The organism is Micrococcales bacterium (genome assembly GCA_016703125.1).
In the GTDB taxonomy this organism is placed as follows: domain Bacteria; phylum Actinomycetota; class Actinomycetes; order S36-B12; family UBA10799; genus JADKAV01.
In genome coordinates this window covers 37227-55211 of record JADJCR010000001.1, presented here as the reverse complement: position 1 = coordinate 55211, position 17985 = coordinate 37227, and the positions used below count along the sequence as shown (strand labels likewise).

Here is a 17985-nt window from a genome sequence, read left to right as displayed (position 1 = left end):
GGGCATGATGCTGCACATGCATTCCACGCACTCCCGCTGCATGCGGCTGATGTGCGTGTGTCCGTGCTGTTGTGCCTAGCCGCCGCCATCCGTCGCACTTTCGCAGACGACCGGCGCCCGGGCACCCGGCGCCGGTGACGGCCGCCGAAATCCCCTGACGCCGGTCTCTTTTCTTGGAGACCCGATGCCACACCCACCCCGACCCACCCGGACCAAAGAGACCGGTCAGTGGGCCCTGGGACAGCGCGAACCGCTGAACCCGAACGAGAAGTTCAAGGCCGAGGACAACGGCCTCAACGTGCGCGAGCGCGTCGAGCAGATCTATGCGCAGGAGGGCTTCGGGTCCATCCCCCCCGACGACCTGCGCGGGCGGCTGCGCTGGTGGGGCCTGTACACGCAGCGCCGTCCGGGGATCGATGGCGGTCGCACCGCGAGCCTGCCGCCGGATGAACTCGACGACGAGTACTTCATGCTCCGGATCCGCACCGACGGCGGAATGCTGACCCGCGACCAGCTCCTGGCGATCGCGGACATCTCCGCCCGCTTCGGGCGGGACACCGCCGACATCACCGATCGCCAGAACATCCAGTTGCACTGGATCCGCATCGAGGACATGCCTGAGATCTGGCGACTGCTCGAGGATGCCGGGCTGTCCACGACCGAGGCCTGCGGCGACACCCCGCGGGTCGTCCTCGGCTCCCCCGTCGCGGGCATCGCCGCCGACGAGATCATCGACGCGACGCCGGCCATCGACGAGATCGTCCGCCGCTTCGTCGGCGATCCCGAGTACGCCAACCTGCCCCGCAAGTTCAAGAGCGCCGTCTCCGGCTCGCCGCGACAGGACGTCGCCCACGAGATCAACTGCATCTCGTTCGTCGGCGTCGAGCACCCCGACCACGGCCCCGGTTTCGACGTGTGGGTGGGCGGCGGGCTGTCCACGAACCCGATGATCGCCCAGCGGCTCGGCGCCTGGGTGCCGCTGTCAGAGGTCCCCGAGGTCTGGGAAGGGATCATCGGCATCTACCGGGACTACGGGTACCGGCGCCTGCGCAACCGTGCCCGGCTGAAGTTCCTCGTGGCGGACTGGGGCGCCGAGAGGTTCCGGGGAGGTCCTGCAGACCGAGTACCTCGGGCGGACACTGCTCGACGGTCCGGCGCCCGGTGCCCCCACCGGCCGTCCTGACCACGTCGGAATCGCCCGGCAGAACAACGGCCTTTTCTATGTGGGCGCCGCCCCCACCGTGGGCCGGGTCTCCGGCACGCTGCTGGCCGATCTCGGGGCTCTCATGACCCGCCACGGCAGCGCTCGATTGCGTCTCACTGCCCAGCAGAAGCTCGTGATCCTCGACGTGGCCGAACCCGAGGTGCTCGCCGACGGGCTCGAGGACCTCGGACTCCAGGTGTACCCGAGCGAGTTCCGGCGAGGGGCCATGGCCTGCACCGGGATCGAATTCTGCAAACTCGCGATCGTCGAGACCAAGGCGCGCACTGCCGCACTCGTCGACCACCTCGAGGAGCAGTTCGGCGCAAAGCTGGAAGGCACCGAGCTCGGCATCCACGTCAACGGCTGCCCAAATTCCTGCGCACGGTTCCAGATCGCCGACATCGGCCTCAAAGGGTCGCTGGTGCCCGATGCCGACGGCGAGATGGTGGAAGGCTTCCAGATCCACCTCGGGGGACGACTGGGCCCGGATGCCGGCTTCGGCCGCAAGTTGCGGGCGCTGAAGGTCACCGCCGACCAGATGCCCGAGTACGTGGAGCGGGTCGTCGGGCGGTACACCGAGCAGCGTCGCGACGAGGAGGGCTTCGCGGACTGGGTGCACCGCACCGAAGAGGAGAACCTGCGATGAACGTCGTGCACTTCTGCCCTTACTGCGGCGACGAGGACCTGTGGCCCACGGCCGGGCACGGCACCTGGCGATGTCGGTCCTGCACCCGCACCTTCACCGTCCGCATCGTCACCGAGGAGCCCAGCCCGTGAGCATCGACATCCCTCTCGACCCCTACATCCCCCAGCAGACCGGCGCCCCCGAGCATGTCGCAGCCCGCGGCGCCGCTCTTCTCCGGGAGGCCGCGGCGGCCGGCGCAGACCACGTCACCCAGGCGTCGCTGGCCGTGCAATGGGCCTTCCGCACCTTCGATTCCCTGGTGCTGATGTCCAGCATGGGCGACGAGGTCCTCGTCCACCTGGCCTCCGAGGCGGCTCCCGGCATCGAAGTCGCCTTCATCGACACGGGGTACCACTTCGCCGAGACCCTCGGCACGGCCCATGCCTTCGAAATCACGCGTCCGCTGCGCCTGGTCACCGTCCTGCCACAGCAGACGGTGGCCGAACAGGATGCGGAGCACGGTCCGCGCCTGCACGAGCGGGACCCCGACCTGTGCTGCCGGATGCGCAAGGTGGAACCGCTGGAGCGCGCCCTGTCGGGCCGGGACGCGTGGATCACCGGAATGCGAAGAATCGACGCCCCCACGCGTGCCGACATCGACATCGTGACCGCGGACGACCGGCGCGGCATGGTCAAGATCAACCCGTTGGCCCTGTGGAGCGAGGCGCAGACACAGCAGTACGCCCGCGACCACAAGGTCCTTCTCAACCCCCTGCGGGAAGCCGGGTACACCTCCATCGGCTGCGCGCCGTGCACGCGAGCCACCGCCGCCGGTGAGGATCCGCGGGCCGGACGCTGGGCGGGCAGCGGGAAGACCGAATGCGGGCTGCACGTGTGAGCCGGCCTCTTGGAACCACGCCATCTGGCATGACGGATTCGCCGTCAGGCGCTATGGTGCGCTTCGGAAGTCGGCCGGTCGTGCCGATGCAGCAGTAGACGTATGGGAGGACCTCCGAGATGAGCCGAGCCGCGCGCGACACGATCTCGCTGCCACCCCCACCCGCGGACTTCGGGGTGGTCCTGCTGTCCCACGGCAGCGCGGATCCGCGAGCCCGACTGGCTGCTGACCTGCTGGCCCGCCGGGTCGGCCACCGGCTCGGCGCGTTCGTCGCGCAGGCGAGCCTGGACCTCGACCGGCCGCGCCTGGACGGCGCCGTGAACTATCTGGCGTCCAAGCACATCCACGACCTCGTGGTCGTGCCCATGCTGCTCACCACCGCGTACCACGCGACGCAGGACGTCCCCGCCTTCACCGCTGCCACCCAGGCCGCCTACCCGCAGGCCCGGATCGTGGTCTCGGCACCCATGGGAGCAGACCCGTACCTGCTCAAAGGGCTGGACGCGGTGCTGAAGTCGGCCGGCCACCGGCCCGATCCCGGGACGGCGGTGGTCCTGGCGTCCGCGGGTTCCAGCTACGCGTCGGCTCGCAGCCGCCACGCCGCCCTGGCCCTCGAGTGGCGCACCCACGGGTGGGGCGCCTCCGCCGTGGCCTTCGCATCCGGTCCCGGACCGCGCATCGCCGACGCAGTGGCGGACTTGCGCTCGGCGGGCTACTCCAACATCTGTGTCTGCCCCTTCCTGTTGGCCCCCGGCGTGATGTCGCAACGCATCGCATCGGCCGCGCGGGAAGCCGGGGCCCACGCGGTGACGGGCACGCTGCACAGTACCGACGCCGCCATGGAGGTCGTGCTGCGCCGCGTGCGCACCGCTGTGGAACAGCGCGACCTGCAAATGGCCTCGGGCTGATCGCAGGACTGCGCCTGCCCGCCCCGATGGGCGTGCAACGATGCGCACATGGATTTCACGTTTCCTGAGGAGATCACCGCGCTGCGGGCTGCCTTCGCCGACTTCGTCACCCGGCAGATCCAGCCGATCGAGGATGAGATCGCGGCCCAGTGGGACACCCCGTACCCCGACAAGGCGGTGGTCGTCGAAGCCATGGCCCGCGTGCGTGCGCTGTCCGTGGACGCCGGCTTCTTCGCCGCGCACATGCCGGAGTCCGTGGGCGGCCAGGGACTGAGCACGCTGGGCATGACGGCGCTGGTCGAGGACGCCGCCCGCAGTGGCTCGCGCTTGGCCATGACCGCGATCTCCCCGCCGAACCCCGCAGGGCCGAACTCGCTGCTGCTCAAGCTTCCCGAGCACCTCATCGAGCAGTGGGTCCGGCCAGTCGTGACCGGAACGAAGTCCGGGTGCTTCGCACTGACCGAGCCGGAGGCCGGCTCCGACGCCCAGGCCATCCGGACCCGGGCGATCAAGGACGGTGACGGCTGGCGGATCAACGGCCACAAGCACTACATCACGAACGCCCAGGAAGCCGACTTCGCGGTGGTCTTTGCAGTCACAGACCCTCAGAAGCGTGCCGCCGGGGGCATCACCGCGTTCCTCGTCCCGGCCGATCAATTCCGCCGCGGACCGACGCAGTGGAACATCTCCGACACCCATCCCGGCGAGCTGTTCTTCGAGGACACGTGGGTTCCCGCCGACCACGTGATCGGCGAAGTGGGCTTGGGCTTCTTCGCGGCGATGGAGTTCCTCAACGCCGGGCGTGCCTACATCGGCGCGCAGGCGCTCGGGCTGGCCGAGTTCAGCCTGGAAGCGGCCACAGCACACGTGCAGGCCCGTACCGCCTTCGGCAAGCCACTGGCCGCGTTCCAGGGTGCGAGTTTCCCCCTGGCGCAGAGCAAGGTGGACATCGAGTCGATGCGGTGGTTGGTCTACCACCTGGCCTGGGCGGTCGACGAGGGCAGAACCCGATGCTGGACGCGTCGATCGTCAAGTACTACGCCACGGAGCGCGCCTACGACGTGGCGGACCGGTGCCTGCAGGTCTTCGGCGGCATGGGGCTGATGAAGTCCGGACCCGTCGAGCGCGTGCTGCGGCACCTACGCATGCTGCGAGTCGTCGAGGGCGCCTCGGAGATCCAGCTGCTGGTGATCTCACGGACCCTGACGGCCGGGTAGGGCCGTGGGATCCTGGTTCACCCGGGCCCGTCCAGGTCCACCCGGGAGAGACCCGGACACCCGGGAGCGATCCAACCCGGTTCAAACGCTCCCAACTAGCGGCACCTCTCCCCCCTTGAGCACAAGCGGCCCCAGCTCCATCCTGTAGCGACCAAACCCGGTTGTAACGCTCCCCAGTAGCGGCACCTCTCCCGCCTTCAGCACGACGCCGCCCCCGCACCACCCGGGAGAGACCCGGACACCCGGGAGCGATCCAACCCGGTTCAAACGCTCCCAACTAGCGGTACCGCTCCCGCCTTGAGCACAAGCGGCCCCAACTCCATCCTAGCGACCAAACCCGGTTGTAACGCTCCCCGTAGAGGTACCTCTCCACCTTCAGCACGACGCCGCCCCGCTCCATCCTGTAGCGACCAAACCCGGTTGTAACGCTCCCCAGTAGCGGCACCTCTCCCGCCTTCAGCACGACGCCGCCCCCGCACCACCCGGGAGAGACCCGGACACCCGGGAGCGATCCAACCCGGTTCAAACGCTCCCAACTAGCGGTACCTCTCCCCCCTTGAGCAGAACACCGCACCCGACCCCTCCGAGTCCGAACCGCAACCTTGCGTCTGTGAGGGAACCGGTGCACCGCCGCCCACGGCTGACTAGGCTGGTGGTCGGCATGTGCATCGACCCCAGGGGCTCCCGTGACCACTGACGCAAACAGTGCCTTCGGCGCAAACGAATGGCTCGTCGACGAACTGTACGAGCAGTACCTGCAGGACCGGCACTCCGTCGACCCCGCTTGGTGGGACTTCTTCGCCGACTACGTCCCCTCCGACCCGGCCCGTGCCGCTGCCCTGCGGTCCAAGATCGAACAGTCCAGGGCTCCGAAAGCCGCCCCGGCTGTCCCTGCCGTCAAGCCGGCCGCACCCCAGGTCAGCAAGGAGGAGGCCAGCGTCCTGCGTGGACCGGCCGCCCGGGTCGTCACCAACATGGAGGCCAGCCTGGGGGTGCCGACCGCGACCAGCGTGCGGGCGGTCCCCGCGAAACTGCTGGTCGACAACCGGGTGGTGATCAACAACCACCTGAAGCGCAAGCGCCAGGGCAAGATCAGCTTCACCCTCCTCATCGGCTTCGCGATGGTGCAGGCAATGAAGTCCATACCGAGCATGAACGTCTCGTACGCGGAGGTCGACGGCAAGCCCGCGGTCGTCCAGCACGAGTCGATCGGGCTGGGCATCGCCATCGACATGACGAAGAAGGACGGCACCCGGCAACTGCTCGTGCCGTCCATCAAGAACGCCCAGGACATGGACTTCGCTGCGTTCCGGCACGCCTATGAAGACCTCATCCACCGGGCCCGGATGGGCAAGCTCGGGGTGGATGACTTCGCCGGGACGACCGCCAGCCTGACCAACCCGGGCACGATCGGGACGGTGCACTCGGTTCCGCGGCTCATGCCCGGACAGGGCGTCATCGTGGGCGTCGGGGCCATGGAGTACCCCGCGGAGTTCCAGGGGGCCGCGGTCGAGACCATCGTTCGCCAGGGCATCAGCAAGATCATCACCCTGACCTCGACATACGACCACCGCATCATCCAGGGCGCCCAGAGCGGGGAATTCCTGCGCCGCATGCATCAACTTCTGCTCGGCGAGGAGGACTTCTTCGTCAACGTCTTCCGCTCGTTGCGCATCCCCTACGAGCCGATCCGCTGGGCACAGGACATCGCACTGGCCCACGACGACGAGATCTCCAAGACCGCTCGCGTGCAGGAACTCATCCACGCCTACCGCGTGCGTGGGCACCTCATGGCCGACATCGACCCCCTCGAGTACAAGCAGCGGGCCCACCCCGACCTCGACGTGACCAGTCATGGGCTCACCCTGTGGGACCTCGACCGCGAGTTCGCCACCGGCGGCTTCGGCGGCAAGCCGTTCAAGAAGCTGCGCGACATCCTCGGTGTCCTGCGCGACTCCTACTGCCGCACCATCGGCGTGGAGTACATGCACATCCAGGACCCCGAGCAGCGCTTCTGGATCCAGCAGCACGTGGAACGCCCGTACAGCCCCCCGACGCGCCAGGAACAGATGCAGATCCTGCGCCGGCTCAACGCGGCCGAGGCCTTCGAGACCTTCCTGCAGACCAAGTACGTGGGCCAGAAACGCTTCTCGCTCGAGGGTGCGGAATCGACCATCGCCGTGCTCGACGAGATCCTGGAGGCCTCCGCGCAGCACAACCTCGACGAGGTGGCCATCGGCATGCCCCACCGGGGCCGGCTCAACGTGCTGGCCAACATCGCGGGCAAACGCTACGCGCAGATCTTCCGTGAGTTCGAGGGCGGCACTGTCGACTCCGTCATGGGCTCGGGCGACGTCAAGTACCACCTGGGCAGCGAAGGCACGTACACCGCCGAAAGCGGCAAGGAGATCACGGTCTACCTTGCCGCCAACCCCAGCCACCTCGAGGCGGTCAACCCCGTGCTCGAAGGCATCGTGCGGGCCAAGCAGGATCTGCTCGACCGCGGCGAGGACTTCCCGGTGATCCCGGTGCTGATGCACGGTGACGCGGCCTTCGCGGGCCAGGGTGTGGTGGCCGAGACGTTGAACCTCTCGCAACTGCGCGGTTACCGCACCGGCGGCACCGTGCACATCATCGTGAACAACCAGGTGGGCTTCACCACCCCCCCGGAGAGCAGTCGCAGTTCGGTGTACGCCACGGACGTAGCCCGGACGGTGCAGGCGCCGATCTTCCACGTCAACGGTGACGACCCCGAGGCCTGCGTGCGAGTGGCCCGGATGGCCTTCGACTTCCGGCAGGCCTTCAAGAAGGACGTCGTCATCGACTTGGTGTGCTACCGGCGGCGCGGGCACAACGAGGCCGACGACCCGTCGCTGACCAACCCGAAGATGTACCAGCTCATCGACCAGAAGCGTTCCGTGCGCAAGCTCTACACCTCGTCGTTGATCGAGCGCGGCGACCTGTCGCAGGAAGAGGCCGAGCAGGCGCTGCAGGACTATCAGGCGCAACTGGAGCGGGTGTTCTCCGAGACCCGCGAGGCCATGTCCCACCCGGAGGAGACCGCACCGGTCACCGTCGTGGAGTACCCGGCTCACGTGGAGACCGCGATCTCCGAAGAGACCCTCAAACGCATCGTGGACACGCAGGTATCGCTGCCCGAGCGGATCACCGTCCACACCCGGCTGAAGCCGCAGTTGCAGCGGCGCGCACAGATGGTCGAGGACGGCACCATCGACTGGGCCATGGGCGAGACCATCGCGTTCGGCTCCCTGCTCATGGAAGGCCGCGACGTGCGGCTCACCGGGCAGGACAGCGGCCGCGGCACGTTCGGCCAGCGGCACGCCGTCATCGTCGACCGGGTGACAGAGGAGCGGTACTTCCCGCTGCACCACCTGTCTGCCGACCAGGGCCGGTACTACCTCTACGACTCGATGCTCAGCGAGTTCGCCGCTCTCGGTTTCGAGTACGGCTACTCGGTGCAGAACCCCGACGCGCTTGTGCTGTGGGAGGCGCAGTTCGGCGACTTCGCCAACGGCGCCCAGACGATCACCGACGAGTTCATCTCCAGCGGCGAACAGAAGTGGGGGCAGCTCTCCGGCATCGTCATGCTGCTGCCGCACGGCTATGAGGGCCAGGGGCCGGACCACTCGTCGGCCCGCGTGGAGCGTTACCTGCAGTTGTCGGCACAGAACAACATGACCGTGGCCATGCCCAGCACCCCGGCCAGCTACTTCCACCTGCTGCGCTGGCACGCGAAGGCCCCGCACCACAAGCCGCTGATCGTGTTCACTCCGAAATCCATGCTGCGCCTCAAGACGGCCACGTCCAGGGCCGACGACTTCACCAGCGGCTACTTCCGGCCCGTCATCAGCGACGACAGCATCGACGCGCAGGGCGTTCGCCGGGTGCTGATGTGCTCCGGCAAGGTCACCTGGGACCTGTTCGCCGGTCGCCAGAAGGCCGGGCGCGACGACGTCGCCATCGTGCGTCTCGAGCGGCTGTACCCGCTTCCCGTCGATGAGATCCGCGCGGCTCTGGAGCAGTACCCGGACGACGCCGAGCTCGTCTGGGTGCAGGAGGAGCAGTTCAACCAAGGCGCCTGGCAGTACATCTCCGTGAACCTCTCGCCCGAACTGGGCGGGCGGGACCTGAACTGCGTCTCCCGGCCACCGTCGGCGTCCCCTGCCACCGGCTCGCACAAGGCGCATGAGGCCGAACAGGCCCAGATCGTCAGCGAGGCCCTCGGCGGCTGATGTACGACAGCGACCGAGGTATCGAGGAACTGGCCCGACGCCGGGAGGGCGAGCATTTCGGCATCGAGTGGCTCACCGATCAGTTGCGGGTGTTCGTCGACCTGCACCCCGGCGACGAGAACGCCATCGAACGCCTGGCGACGTGGCTCGCGCGCGACGACGAGGAATGACGCACTAGACCGTCAACACCAGTTTCCCCCGCACGTCCCCGGCAGCCAGTCGGGCGAAGGCCTCACGGGCGTCCGCCAACCGGTACTCGGCGTCGATGGGTGGGCGCAGTTCCGTGGCTTCGCACATGTCGATGAGCCGCCGGAGTTCCGCGGCGGTGCCCATCGTGGAACCGATGATGCTCAACTGCCGGAAGTACACATGGGCGAGGTCGGCCGGCGGCTGACCGCCGGTCGTGGCACCGCTGACCACGATCCGCCCCCCGGGGCGCAGGCTGCGCACGGAGTGCGACCACGTGGCCGCACCCACGGTCTCGATGACCATGTCCACGCGGTGAGGCAACCGTTGCCCGGAGTCGAAGACCGCATGCGCGCCCATCTCGAGGGCAAAATCCCCCTTGTCCCGGGTGGTGGCCCACACCCGGGCACCGGCGTGCCGGGCCAGCATGATGGCCGCGCTGGCCACGCCGCCGCCAGCGCCTTGCACCAGCACCGTCTCCCCCGGCTGCAGGTGGCCGCGACTGAAGAGCATCCGGTAGGCCGTCAGCCACGCGGTGGGCAGGCAGGCAGCCTGCTCGAAACTCAGAGCCGCGGGTTTGGCCAGCAGGTTCTCCCGCGGCACGACGACCCACTCGGCGAACGTGCCCTGCTGCTTCTCACTGAGCAGCGACCTGGACGGATCCAGCGTCTCGTCACCGCCACCTGCGGACGCCGACCCGATCACGGAGTGGACGATCACCTCCCGGCCCTCGGGGTCGACCCCAGCGGCGTCGCAGCCCAGGATCATCGGCAGGGCCGCTGACGACAACCCGACCCCCCGCAGGCTCCACAGGTCGTGATGGTTCAGGGACGCGGCCTTGACCCGCACGGCGACCCATCCGTCCGGAACCTGCGGATCGGGTCGTTCACCGACCTCCAACGCGTTCAGCGGATCGTCGGAATCAAACGCGGAGGCAAACACGGCGAGCATGGCCGACACGATATGACAACCACCGCAGCCCCCCGCGCATGACGACCGTCGAGTCGCCTGCCAACTCCCCTGCGGTGGGCAGACGCGCGTGCCCTTCCTCCCCCTTATCGGCGCACCGGACCTGCGGCGTTACCCGCAGTGTGCCTCCCGCACTATGGAGTGGTGATCTCCTTCGGCAGCGACAACCACAGTGGTGTGCACCCCGACGTCATGGCCGCACTGGCCGAGGCCAATACCGAACACGCCAGTGCGTACGGGGACGATGCCTGGACCCGCCGTGCGGAGGACGCGCTGCGTGAGGTGTTCGGTCCTGATACCGTCCCCGTGCTGGTGGCCAACGGCACCGGCGCCAACCTCATCGCACTGCAGGCGTGCCTGACGCGTCCCTGGGATGCGGTGGTCTGCAGCCAGGTGGCGCACATCAACGTGGATGAGGGCGGCGCCCCCGAACGCATCCTCGGCTCGAAACTGGTGGCTCTGCCGACCGCCGACGGACGGCTGCACGCCGAGCAACTGGCCGGGGTGTGCGAGCGCCTGGGCGATGAGCACGCCGTGCAACCCACCGTCTTGTCGGTGACCCAGTCAACGGAGTACGGAACCGTCTACAAAGCCACCCAGGCCGCTGCGCTGGCCGCCGAAGCCCGCCGCCTCGGCATGCGCATCCACGTCGACGGCGCCCGCTTGGCCAACGCCGCAGTCGCGCTCGGCTGCGGGCTCGGCGAGGTCGCCGAGATGTTCGACGCGGACGTGGTCAGTGTGGGCGGCACGAAGAACGGCCTGATGGGCGCCGAGGCTGTCGTGTTCCGCACACCCGAACTCGCCGAGCAGGTCAAGTGGGTGCGCAAGGCGACCACGCAGTTGATCAGCAAGCACCGGTACCTCGCCGCGCAGTTCCTCGCGATGCTGTCCGACGACCTGTGGCGGCGTACCGCGCAGAACGCCAACGCGATGGCCCAGCGGCTCGCGGAGGGTCTGGCCGACACCGGGGTGACGATCACGCAGCCCGTCGAGGTCAACGCGGTCTTCGCCACGATGCCGGACGCAGCGGCCCTGCAGGAGCGGTTCCACTTCTACCCCTGGGAGGGCCCCGACGAGGTGCGGCTGATGTGCTCCTGGGACACCACCGCACAGGATGTCGAAGCCTTCCTGGCAGTGGTGCGGGAGCATCGTGCCGTTGGTTGACGCTCGTGCCGTTGGTTGACGCTCGGGCCGTTGGTTGACGCTCGTGCCGTTGGTTGACGCTCGTGCCGTTGGTTGACGCTCGTCGCGCGCTGAACGTCAACCAACTGCACGAACCCCACCGGACTGCACGAACCCCACCCAACGCCGACCCAGGTGATCCGCGTCACACGCACGTCGGTAGCGTTCCATGCAAGCGAGGAGAGGGCCACCGATGGACGACACGATCCGCCAGCACAAGTACCTGCTGACCGAGGACCAGATCCCCACGGCCTGGTACAACATCATCCCGGACCTGCCGGCCCCGCCCCCACCTCCGCTGCACCCGGGCACGATGCAGCCAGTCGGGCCCGAGGACCTCGCGCCGTTGTTCCCCTTGGCGCTCATCGAGCAGGAGGTCAGCGGCGAGCGTTTCATCGACATCCCGGGCGGCGTGCTCGACGTCTACCGGCAGTGGCGGCCCACGCCCTTGTTCCGCGCACACCGCCTCGAGCAGGCGCTCGACACCCCCGCGCGCATCTACTACAAGTACGAGGGCGTGTCGCCCGCCGGATCGCACAAGCCCAACACCGCGGTCCCGCAGGCGTACTACAACGCCGCCGAAGGCGTGAGCAAGCTGACCACTGAGACCGGCGCTGGACAGTGGGGCACGGCCCTGGCCTTCGCCTGCGCCCTGTACGGCCTGGAGTGCGAGGTCTGGCAGGTGGGAGCGTCCTACGACTCCAAGCCGTACCGCCGACTGATGATCGAGGCCTTCGGTGCCTCGGTCCACCGCTCCCCCTCCGACCTCACCGAGGCCGGGCGCACGCTGGGCGCCGACCCGGCCAACCACTCGGGTTCGCTGGGCATTGCGATCTCCGAGGCGGTCGAGGTGGCCGCACAGAACCCGCAGGTGCGCTACGCGCTCGGTTCGGTACTCAACCACGTGCTGCTGCACCAGACCGTGATCGGCGAGGAGGCCCTGTTGCAGATGGAGATGGCCGGCGACACCCCGACCCACATCGTCGGGTGCACCGGCGGCGGGTCGAACTTCGCGGGCCTGTCGTTCCCCTTCCTGCGCGAGAAGCTCGCGGGGCGGATCGCTCCGGAGATCATCGCCGCGGAACCGATGAGTTGCCCCTCGCTGACCCGCGGGGTTTACGCCTACGACTTCGGCGACACCGCCGGCATGACCCCGCTGATGAAGATGCACACACTCGGCCACGACTTCGTGCCCGACCCCATCCACGCGGGTGGCCTGCGCTACCACGGGATGGCGCCGTTGATCAGCCACGTGTACGAGCAGGGACTGATGAGCGCCGAGGCCGTCCCGCAGACCGAGTGCTTCGCCGCAGCCGTGCAGTTCGCCCGCACGGAGGGCATCGTGCCGGCCCCGGAACCGACACACGCACTGGCGCTGGCCATCCGGCAGGCCAAGCAGGCCCGCGAGACCGGCGAGGAGACGGTGATCCTCACCGCGCTGTGCGGTCACGGCCACTTCGACCTCACGGCCTACGACGACTACCTCAACGGCCGCATGGTCGACGAGGAGGTCACCGAGGAACGCCTGGCGGTGGGACTCGAGACGCTGCCCCAGGTCCCCGTCGGCTGACCGGGCTCAGACCCGCGCGACGCCCTCCGCACGGGCAGCAGCGGCCACGGCCTCGGCCACCCGCCCAGCCACCCGCCTGTCGAACACCGACGGCACGATGTAGTCCGCAGCCACCTCGTCCCCGACGATCTCGGAGAGCGCGTCGGCGGCAGCCATCTGCATGCCGGTCGTGATCCTGGTCGCGCGCACGTCCAGCGCCCCCCGGAACACACCCGGGAAGGCGAGGACGTTGTTGATCTGGTTCGGGAAGTCGCTTCGCCCGGTCGCCACCACCGCCGCGTACTTGCCGGCGACTGCCGGATCCACCTCCGGGTGCGGGTTGGCCAGCGCGAAGACGATGGCGTCGTCGGCCATGCCCGAGATCGCGGCCTCGGAGACCTTCCCGGCGGAGACGCCGATGAAGACGTCCGCGCCCTCCAGCGCGTTGTCGATGGGACCTGACAGCCCCCGCGGGTTCGTGCGCGCCGCGAGGTCGGCCTTCACCCCGGTCAGGTTCTCCCGGCCAGGTCCCAGCAACCCCTGCGAGTCGCAGACGCACACGTCCCGCACCCCGGCAGCCAGCAGCATGTTCGACACCGCCACGCCGGCCGCACCGGCACCGGAGACGACCACGCGCATATCGGCGAACACGCGGCCAGTGAGTCGAGCGGCGGACTCCAGCGCGGCGATCACCACGATGGCCGTGCCGTGCTGGTCGTCGTGGAAGACCGGAATGTCGAGACACTCCTGCAGAAGGCGCTCGATCTCGAAACACCTGGGCGCCGAGATGTCCTCGAGATTGACGCCGCCGAAGGCGGGCGCCAGCCGCACGATCGTCTCGATGATCTCCTGGCTGTCGGTGGTGTCCAGGCAGATCGGGACGGCGTCCACCCCGGCGAACTCCTTGAACAACAGGGCCTTGCCCTCCATGACCGGCAGAGCCGCCGCCGGGCCGATGTCGCCGAGGCCGAGCACGGCCGTTCCGTCGGTCACGACCAGGACCGTGTTGGCCTTCCAGGTGTAGTCGTAGACCAACTCCGGGTGCTGGGCGATCGCCTCGGACACCCGCGCCACCCCTGGCGTGTAGGCCAGAGCCAGGCCCGCACCGTCACGTACGCGCACGGTGGGTCGCACCTCGATCTTGCCGCGCTTGTGCAGGGGGAATGCAGGGTCGTTCTCTAGGTCCACAGGTCGTCCTCGGTGTTTGCGATGGCGGTGTCATCTTTCCACAGGCGCTTGGGCACAATGGTGGGCAGTTGTCGACAAGAGGGACTTCGGATGAGGCTGCGCGGTCGAGCGAGCATGGGTGTGGCGTGCCTGGCGGCACTCACCGTCGCGCTGTCCGGGTGCCAGCAGGGCGCCTCGCAGCCGCAGGCCAGCCCGAGCAACGCCGGTCCGGTCAGTGGACTGGCCGCCAAGGTGCCGGACAAGATCCGCGAGGACGGCCTGCTCACCGTCGGCATCGACCCCAGCTACCCACCCATGGAGTACCTCAACCGGGGTGAGGCGGTGGGCGCCGACCTCGACCTGATCCGTGCCGTCGCGCAGCGCCTCGGACTGCGTGCCCAGTTCAGCGAGGACGCCTTTGCGCTCTTGGTCCCGGGTGTCGCCGCCGGGCGCTTCGAGGCCGCCATCTCAGCACTGTCCGTCGACGACAATGACCTGCAGAACGCCAACATGCTCACGTATTACCGCTCCGGATCGCAGTTGGCGGTGCGGCCGCCGGCCAAGAAGCGCTTCGGCCCGCGCAACCTCTGCGGGCGCAAGATCACGGTGTTGGACGGCAGCGTGCAGTACTCGCAACTGACGGAGATGTCCGCGAACTGCGTGGAGAACAAGAAGAAGCCGCTGCGCATCGTCACGTTCCAGAGCCAGGCCCCGGCCACGCAGGCCGTCATCGACGGCAAGGCCTACGGGACTCTGGCCGAGTCCCCGGTCATCGAGAACGCCGTGCGCAACTCCGGGGGCAAACTGGTCACCAACGGCAAGGCCTTCGAGGTATCCCCCTACGGCATCGCTGTGAGCGCCCAGCGCCGGCAACTGGCCCGCTTGATGCGCGTGGCGCTGAAGGACTTGATGGCTGACGGCACTTACCAGCAGATCCTCGACGACTGGGGCATCGGCAGTGGGGCGATCACCGACCCCAAGATCCTCACGCGCAAAGACATCGCCGAGCCGACCCCCTTGTACTCCACGACCCCCTCCACCACCCCCTCGATGACGCCATAGCTGCGGCAATCGGGGCCGATGCCGGATACTCTCGCGGCTATGCGGTCCTCCGAGGTGGTGCTCACGGTGCCCGCCGACGCATCGTTCGTCTCCCTGGTACGGACCACGACCTCCGCAGTCTGCGCCCAGGCCGACTTCACCGTGGACACTCTCGACGACGTTCGGCTGGCGGTTGACGAGGCCTGCGCACTGGCGATCGCCGACGCCCCGGACGGCTCGGAACTGACGGTGGGGTTCGCGGTCGAGGACAACACGGTGCACATCGAACTGAGCGCCCCGAGCACCAGGCGCCAGCCCTTGCAGACCACGACGTTCGCCTGGACGGTCCTGACCGCGCTGGTGGACCGGGTGGAGACCGAGGTGCGCGAGGGCCGGCTCACCATCCGCCTACACGCCCATGGGATCACCCCGGGGGCGTTGTGAACGACGGCTGGTCGCGCAGCGACCGCGCGCGCGAGCACGAACTCCTGGCCCGATTCGTCGCGCTCGATGAGCAGGATCCCGCGCGGGCGGCGGTGCGCGATGAACTGGTCACCATGCACCTGCCCCTCGTCTACCACCTGGCGAGGCGGTTCCGGGACCGCGGCGAACCGCACGACGACCTGGTGCAGGTGGGGACGATCGGGCTGATCAAAGCCGTCGACCGCTTCGACCCGGACCGTGGCGTCGAGTTCTCCACGTACGCCACCCCCACGATCGTCGGTGAGATCAAGCGCCACTTCCGGGACAAGGGCTGGTCCGTGCGCGTTCCGCGGCGGTTGCAGGAACTGCGCATGGCCATCACCCGCGCCACCGCGGAGGTGTCCCAGGACCTCGGCCGCTCCCCCACCGTCAGGGAGTTGGCCACCCGCCTCGCCATCAGCGAGGAGGAGGTCCTGGAGGGGCTCGAGGCCGCCCAGTCCTACAGCGCACTGTCACTGGACGGCGGGGCGGCGACGACGAGGCCGGACCGCCGGCACTCATGGACACCTTGGGCACCGACGACGAAGCGCTGGCCAACGTGGAGTACCGGGAGACACTGCGCCCGCTGCTGGCCGCCCTGCCCGATCGGGAGCGGCAGATCGTGCTCCTGCGGTTCTTCCACAACAAGACCCAGTCGGAGATCGCCGCGGAGGTGGGGGTCTCCCAGATGCACGTGTCCCGGCTGCTGGTCAAATCGCTGGGCACCCTGCGCGGCGCGATGGGCGTCGACGCCTGAACCACCGGTCTCTGCCGCCCCCCACCGCAAGGCGTTCGCAGCACGTATCCCGGGAGAGCCTTCGTGGCCGGCGGCTCAGTCCTGCAGGTCCGCGCCGGTGGCCGGTCGCAGGGTCAGCACGATCCCCAGCACGCACACCGCCGCGATGACCACACCCGCCACCACCGCCGCGCCGGTGCCCTCCCAGAACAGCCACGCGCTGATCAGGCCGAACACCTGGGCCAGCACCATCGGCGTGCGGGCGAACCGGCTGTGGTTCCACAGCCCCTTGGCGATCAGTCCCATTCCGGCGGCGAAGAGAAGGTAGACGACCACCTCGGCCACCGGTGAGGCGCCGGTGTTCGTGCCCCGGGTGTTGAACGAGGCGATCGCCACAGCGATGGTGAACACCACGATCGCCACCGCTTCCACCGCCGCCACGATCGCCGCCTGCCGCGCCGGCGTCAGTCCCTGATCCACGAGCCGAATCTACCGGCCGGTACCGTGATCGGCGTGCGAGGCCTACTCGTGGTCAACCCCAAGGCGACCACCACGAACGACGTGACGCGTGACGTGTTGATCAGCGCCCTGGCCGACAAGTTCCACCTCGAGGTCGTGACGACCACCCACCGCGGCCACGCCGGTGAACTCGGCGTCCGGGCGCGCACCGAGAGGATGGACTGCATCCTCACCCTCGGTGGTGACGGCACCATCCACGAAGTCGTCAACGGTCTGCTCGCCGAGGGTGTTCACCCCGACCTGCCCGTCCTCGGCACCGTGCCCGGTGGCAGCGCCAACGTGTTCGCCCGGGCGCTGGGCTTCCCACAGGATGCGGTGGAGTCCACCGGCCTGTTGCTGCGCGCGATGCGCGAAGGGACCACCCGCACTGTCGGCCTGGGCATGTTCGACGAGCGGTATTTCACGTTCACCGCCGGCCTGGGTATCGACGCGGAGATCATGACGCGGATGGAGCAGGCCCGGGCGCAGGGCAAGAGCGCCTCCCCCACCCGCTACCTGGCAACCACCCTGCGGCAGTTCTTCACCGACACCGACCGCAAGCAGCCATCGCTGATCCTGCACGCCCCCGGCGAGGAGCCCGTGGACGGGGTGTTCCTGGCCATCGTGCAGAACACCTCGCCGTGGACCTACCTCGCCGCCCACCCGATCAACCCGTCGCCGAAGGCGTCGTTCGACACCGGTCTGGACCTCTGGGCGACGCGATCCCTGCGGGTGCCCGCGGCCTTGCGGCTCGGCGCCCGCATGGTGCTCAGCCGGGACAAGGGTTCTCCCAAAGCCATCGTGAGCTGGCACGACCGCCCCGAGTTCCGCATCACGGCCCGCAGGCCGACCCCGATGCAGGTCGACGGCGAGGTCATCGGGGATGTCACCGATGTGGTGTTCCGCTCGGTGCCGAGGGCCTTGCGGGTGTACGTTCCGTGACGCTTCTGTGACGAAAAACGGTGAAATCAGGGCCTTTCGGGGACATTCCGGCACCTGAGGGCGGCCTATGTGACGCAGAACACACCCCCGTGGCCAGACTCATCCGCGTCAAGGCTTGTGCATCCGTGCACGTTGTGTGAATCTGAAA

The 17985-nt window shown here is 68.6% G+C and carries 15 protein-coding genes and 2 pseudogenes; 14 read left to right on the top strand and 3 right to left on the bottom strand.

Features of this window, described 5'->3' with window-relative positions; translation table 11 throughout:
• Positions 1-184: 184 nt before the first annotated feature.
• The 8 genes and pseudogenes from IPG68_00290 to IPG68_00255 all read left to right on the top strand — a co-directional run bounded on the left by IPG68_00290 (position 185) and on the right by IPG68_00255 (position 9275).
• Positions 185-1850, top strand: a pseudogene (locus IPG68_00290) (nitrite/sulfite reductase).
• Positions 1847-1981, top strand: coding sequence for a transposase (locus tag IPG68_00285; GenBank protein MBK6761805.1), 135 nt, complete (start codon positions 1847-1849; stop codon positions 1979-1981). Before IPG68_00290 ends, IPG68_00285 begins: the two are co-directional and overlap by 4 nt.
• Positions 1921-2727 carry a phosphoadenylyl-sulfate reductase gene (locus IPG68_00280; protein MBK6761804.1) on the top strand — a complete coding sequence of 269 codons (807 nt, stop codon included), beginning with the start codon at positions 1921-1923 and terminating at the stop codon, positions 2725-2727. Before IPG68_00285 ends, IPG68_00280 begins: the two co-directional genes overlap by 61 nt.
• Before the next feature lie 119 nt (positions 2728-2846).
• Positions 2847-3635: a sirohydrochlorin chelatase gene (locus tag IPG68_00275; protein MBK6761803.1), complete on the top strand. Its 789-nt coding sequence runs from the start codon at positions 2847-2849 to the stop codon at positions 3633-3635.
• Between the two features lie 48 nt (positions 3636-3683).
• Positions 3684-4739, top strand: coding sequence for an acyl-CoA dehydrogenase family protein (locus IPG68_00270; protein ID MBK6761802.1), 1056 nt, complete (start codon positions 3684-3686; stop codon positions 4737-4739).
• Positions 4646-4852 carry a hypothetical protein gene (locus IPG68_00265; GenBank protein ID MBK6761801.1) on the top strand — a complete coding sequence of 69 codons (207 nt, stop codon included), beginning with the start codon at positions 4646-4648 and terminating at the stop codon, positions 4850-4852. The genes IPG68_00270 and IPG68_00265 overlap by 94 nt, the downstream gene beginning before the upstream one ends.
• A gap of 686 nt (positions 4853-5538) precedes the next feature.
• Positions 5539-9105, top strand: a complete 3567-nt coding sequence (locus tag IPG68_00260; GenBank protein ID MBK6761800.1) for a multifunctional oxoglutarate decarboxylase/oxoglutarate dehydrogenase thiamine pyrophosphate-binding subunit/dihydrolipoyllysine-residue succinyltransferase subunit — start codon at positions 5539-5541, stop codon at positions 9103-9105.
• Positions 9105-9275 carry a hypothetical protein gene (locus IPG68_00255; GenBank protein MBK6761799.1) on the top strand — a complete coding sequence of 57 codons (171 nt, stop codon included), beginning with the start codon at positions 9105-9107 and terminating at the stop codon, positions 9273-9275. Before IPG68_00260 ends, IPG68_00255 begins: the two co-directional genes overlap by 1 nt.
• 4 nt (positions 9276-9279) lie before the next feature.
• Here IPG68_00255 and IPG68_00250 read toward each other — a convergent pair whose 3' ends face one another.
• Positions 9280-10242, bottom strand: a complete 963-nt coding sequence (locus IPG68_00250) for a zinc-binding dehydrogenase (protein MBK6761798.1) — start codon at positions 10240-10242, stop codon at positions 9280-9282.
• Positions 10243-10404: 162 nt separating this feature from the next.
• Between IPG68_00250 and IPG68_00245 the strand changes: the two genes are divergently transcribed.
• The gene (locus IPG68_00245; protein MBK6761797.1) at positions 10405-11424 is read left to right on the top strand and encodes an aminotransferase class I/II-fold pyridoxal phosphate-dependent enzyme; all 1020 of its coding nucleotides are present in this window, start codon (positions 10405-10407) and stop codon (positions 11422-11424) included.
• A gap of 211 nt (positions 11425-11635) precedes the next feature.
• On the top strand, positions 11636-13012 hold the full coding sequence (locus IPG68_00240) for a TrpB-like pyridoxal phosphate-dependent enzyme (protein MBK6761796.1): 1377 nt from the start codon (positions 11636-11638) through the stop codon (positions 13010-13012).
• A gap of 6 nt (positions 13013-13018) precedes the next feature.
• Here IPG68_00240 and IPG68_00235 read toward each other — a convergent pair whose 3' ends face one another.
• Entirely contained in the window at positions 13019-14179 is a 1161-nt protein-coding gene (locus tag IPG68_00235; protein MBK6761795.1) for an NADP-dependent malic enzyme, read from the bottom strand.
• Between the two features lie 90 nt (positions 14180-14269).
• Between IPG68_00235 and IPG68_00230 the strand changes: the two genes are divergently transcribed.
• The 3 genes and pseudogenes from IPG68_00230 to IPG68_00220 all read left to right on the top strand — a co-directional run bounded on the left by IPG68_00230 (position 14270) and on the right by IPG68_00220 (position 16418).
• Positions 14270-15220 carry a transporter substrate-binding domain-containing protein gene (locus IPG68_00230; protein MBK6761794.1) on the top strand — a complete coding sequence of 317 codons (951 nt, stop codon included), beginning with the start codon at positions 14270-14272 and terminating at the stop codon, positions 15218-15220.
• A gap of 39 nt (positions 15221-15259) precedes the next feature.
• Positions 15260-15643: an ATP-binding protein gene (locus IPG68_00225; GenBank protein MBK6761793.1), complete on the top strand. Its 384-nt coding sequence runs from the start codon at positions 15260-15262 to the stop codon at positions 15641-15643.
• 113 nt (positions 15644-15756) lie between these two features.
• Positions 15757-16418, top strand: a pseudogene (locus tag IPG68_00220) (RNA polymerase sigma factor SigF).
• 75 nt (positions 16419-16493) lie between these two features.
• Here IPG68_00220 and IPG68_00215 read toward each other — a convergent pair.
• Positions 16494-16877: a hypothetical protein gene (locus IPG68_00215; protein MBK6761792.1), complete on the bottom strand. Its 384-nt coding sequence runs from the start codon at positions 16875-16877 to the stop codon at positions 16494-16496.
• Positions 16878-16910: 33 nt separating this feature from the next.
• Here IPG68_00215 and IPG68_00210 point away from each other — a divergent pair, with 33 nt between their 5' ends.
• Positions 16911-17837, top strand: a complete 927-nt coding sequence (locus tag IPG68_00210; protein ID MBK6761791.1) for a diacylglycerol kinase family lipid kinase — start codon at positions 16911-16913, stop codon at positions 17835-17837.
• The last annotated feature ends 148 nt before the right edge of the window (positions 17838-17985 follow it).

Excerpts from the sequence above, each read along its gene's own strand:
- IPG68_00225 (MBK6761793.1), top strand. The coding sequence starts at position 15,260 with ATGCGGTCCTCCGAGGTGGTGCTCACGGTGCCCGCCGACGCATCGTTC.
- IPG68_00265 (MBK6761801.1), top strand. The coding sequence starts at position 4,646 with ATGCTGGACGCGTCGATCGTCAAGTACTACGCCACGGAGCGCGCCTAC.
- IPG68_00230 (MBK6761794.1), top strand. The coding sequence starts at position 14,270 with ATGAGGCTGCGCGGTCGAGCGAGCATGGGTGTGGCGTGCCTGGCGGCA.
- IPG68_00255 (MBK6761799.1), top strand. The coding sequence starts at position 9,105 with ATGTACGACAGCGACCGAGGTATCGAGGAACTGGCCCGACGCCGGGAG.
- IPG68_00240 (MBK6761796.1), top strand. The coding sequence starts at position 11,636 with ATGGACGACACGATCCGCCAGCACAAGTACCTGCTGACCGAGGACCAG.
- IPG68_00270 (MBK6761802.1), top strand. The coding sequence starts at position 3,684 with ATGGATTTCACGTTTCCTGAGGAGATCACCGCGCTGCGGGCTGCCTTC.
- IPG68_00275 (MBK6761803.1), top strand. The coding sequence starts at position 2,847 with ATGAGCCGAGCCGCGCGCGACACGATCTCGCTGCCACCCCCACCCGCG.
- IPG68_00285 (MBK6761805.1), top strand. The coding sequence starts at position 1,847 with ATGAACGTCGTGCACTTCTGCCCTTACTGCGGCGACGAGGACCTGTGG.
- IPG68_00280 (MBK6761804.1), top strand. The coding sequence starts at position 1,921 with ATGTCGGTCCTGCACCCGCACCTTCACCGTCCGCATCGTCACCGAGGA.
- IPG68_00250 (MBK6761798.1), bottom strand. The coding sequence starts at position 10,242 with ATGCTCGCCGTGTTTGCCTCCGCGTTTGATTCCGACGATCCGCTGAAC.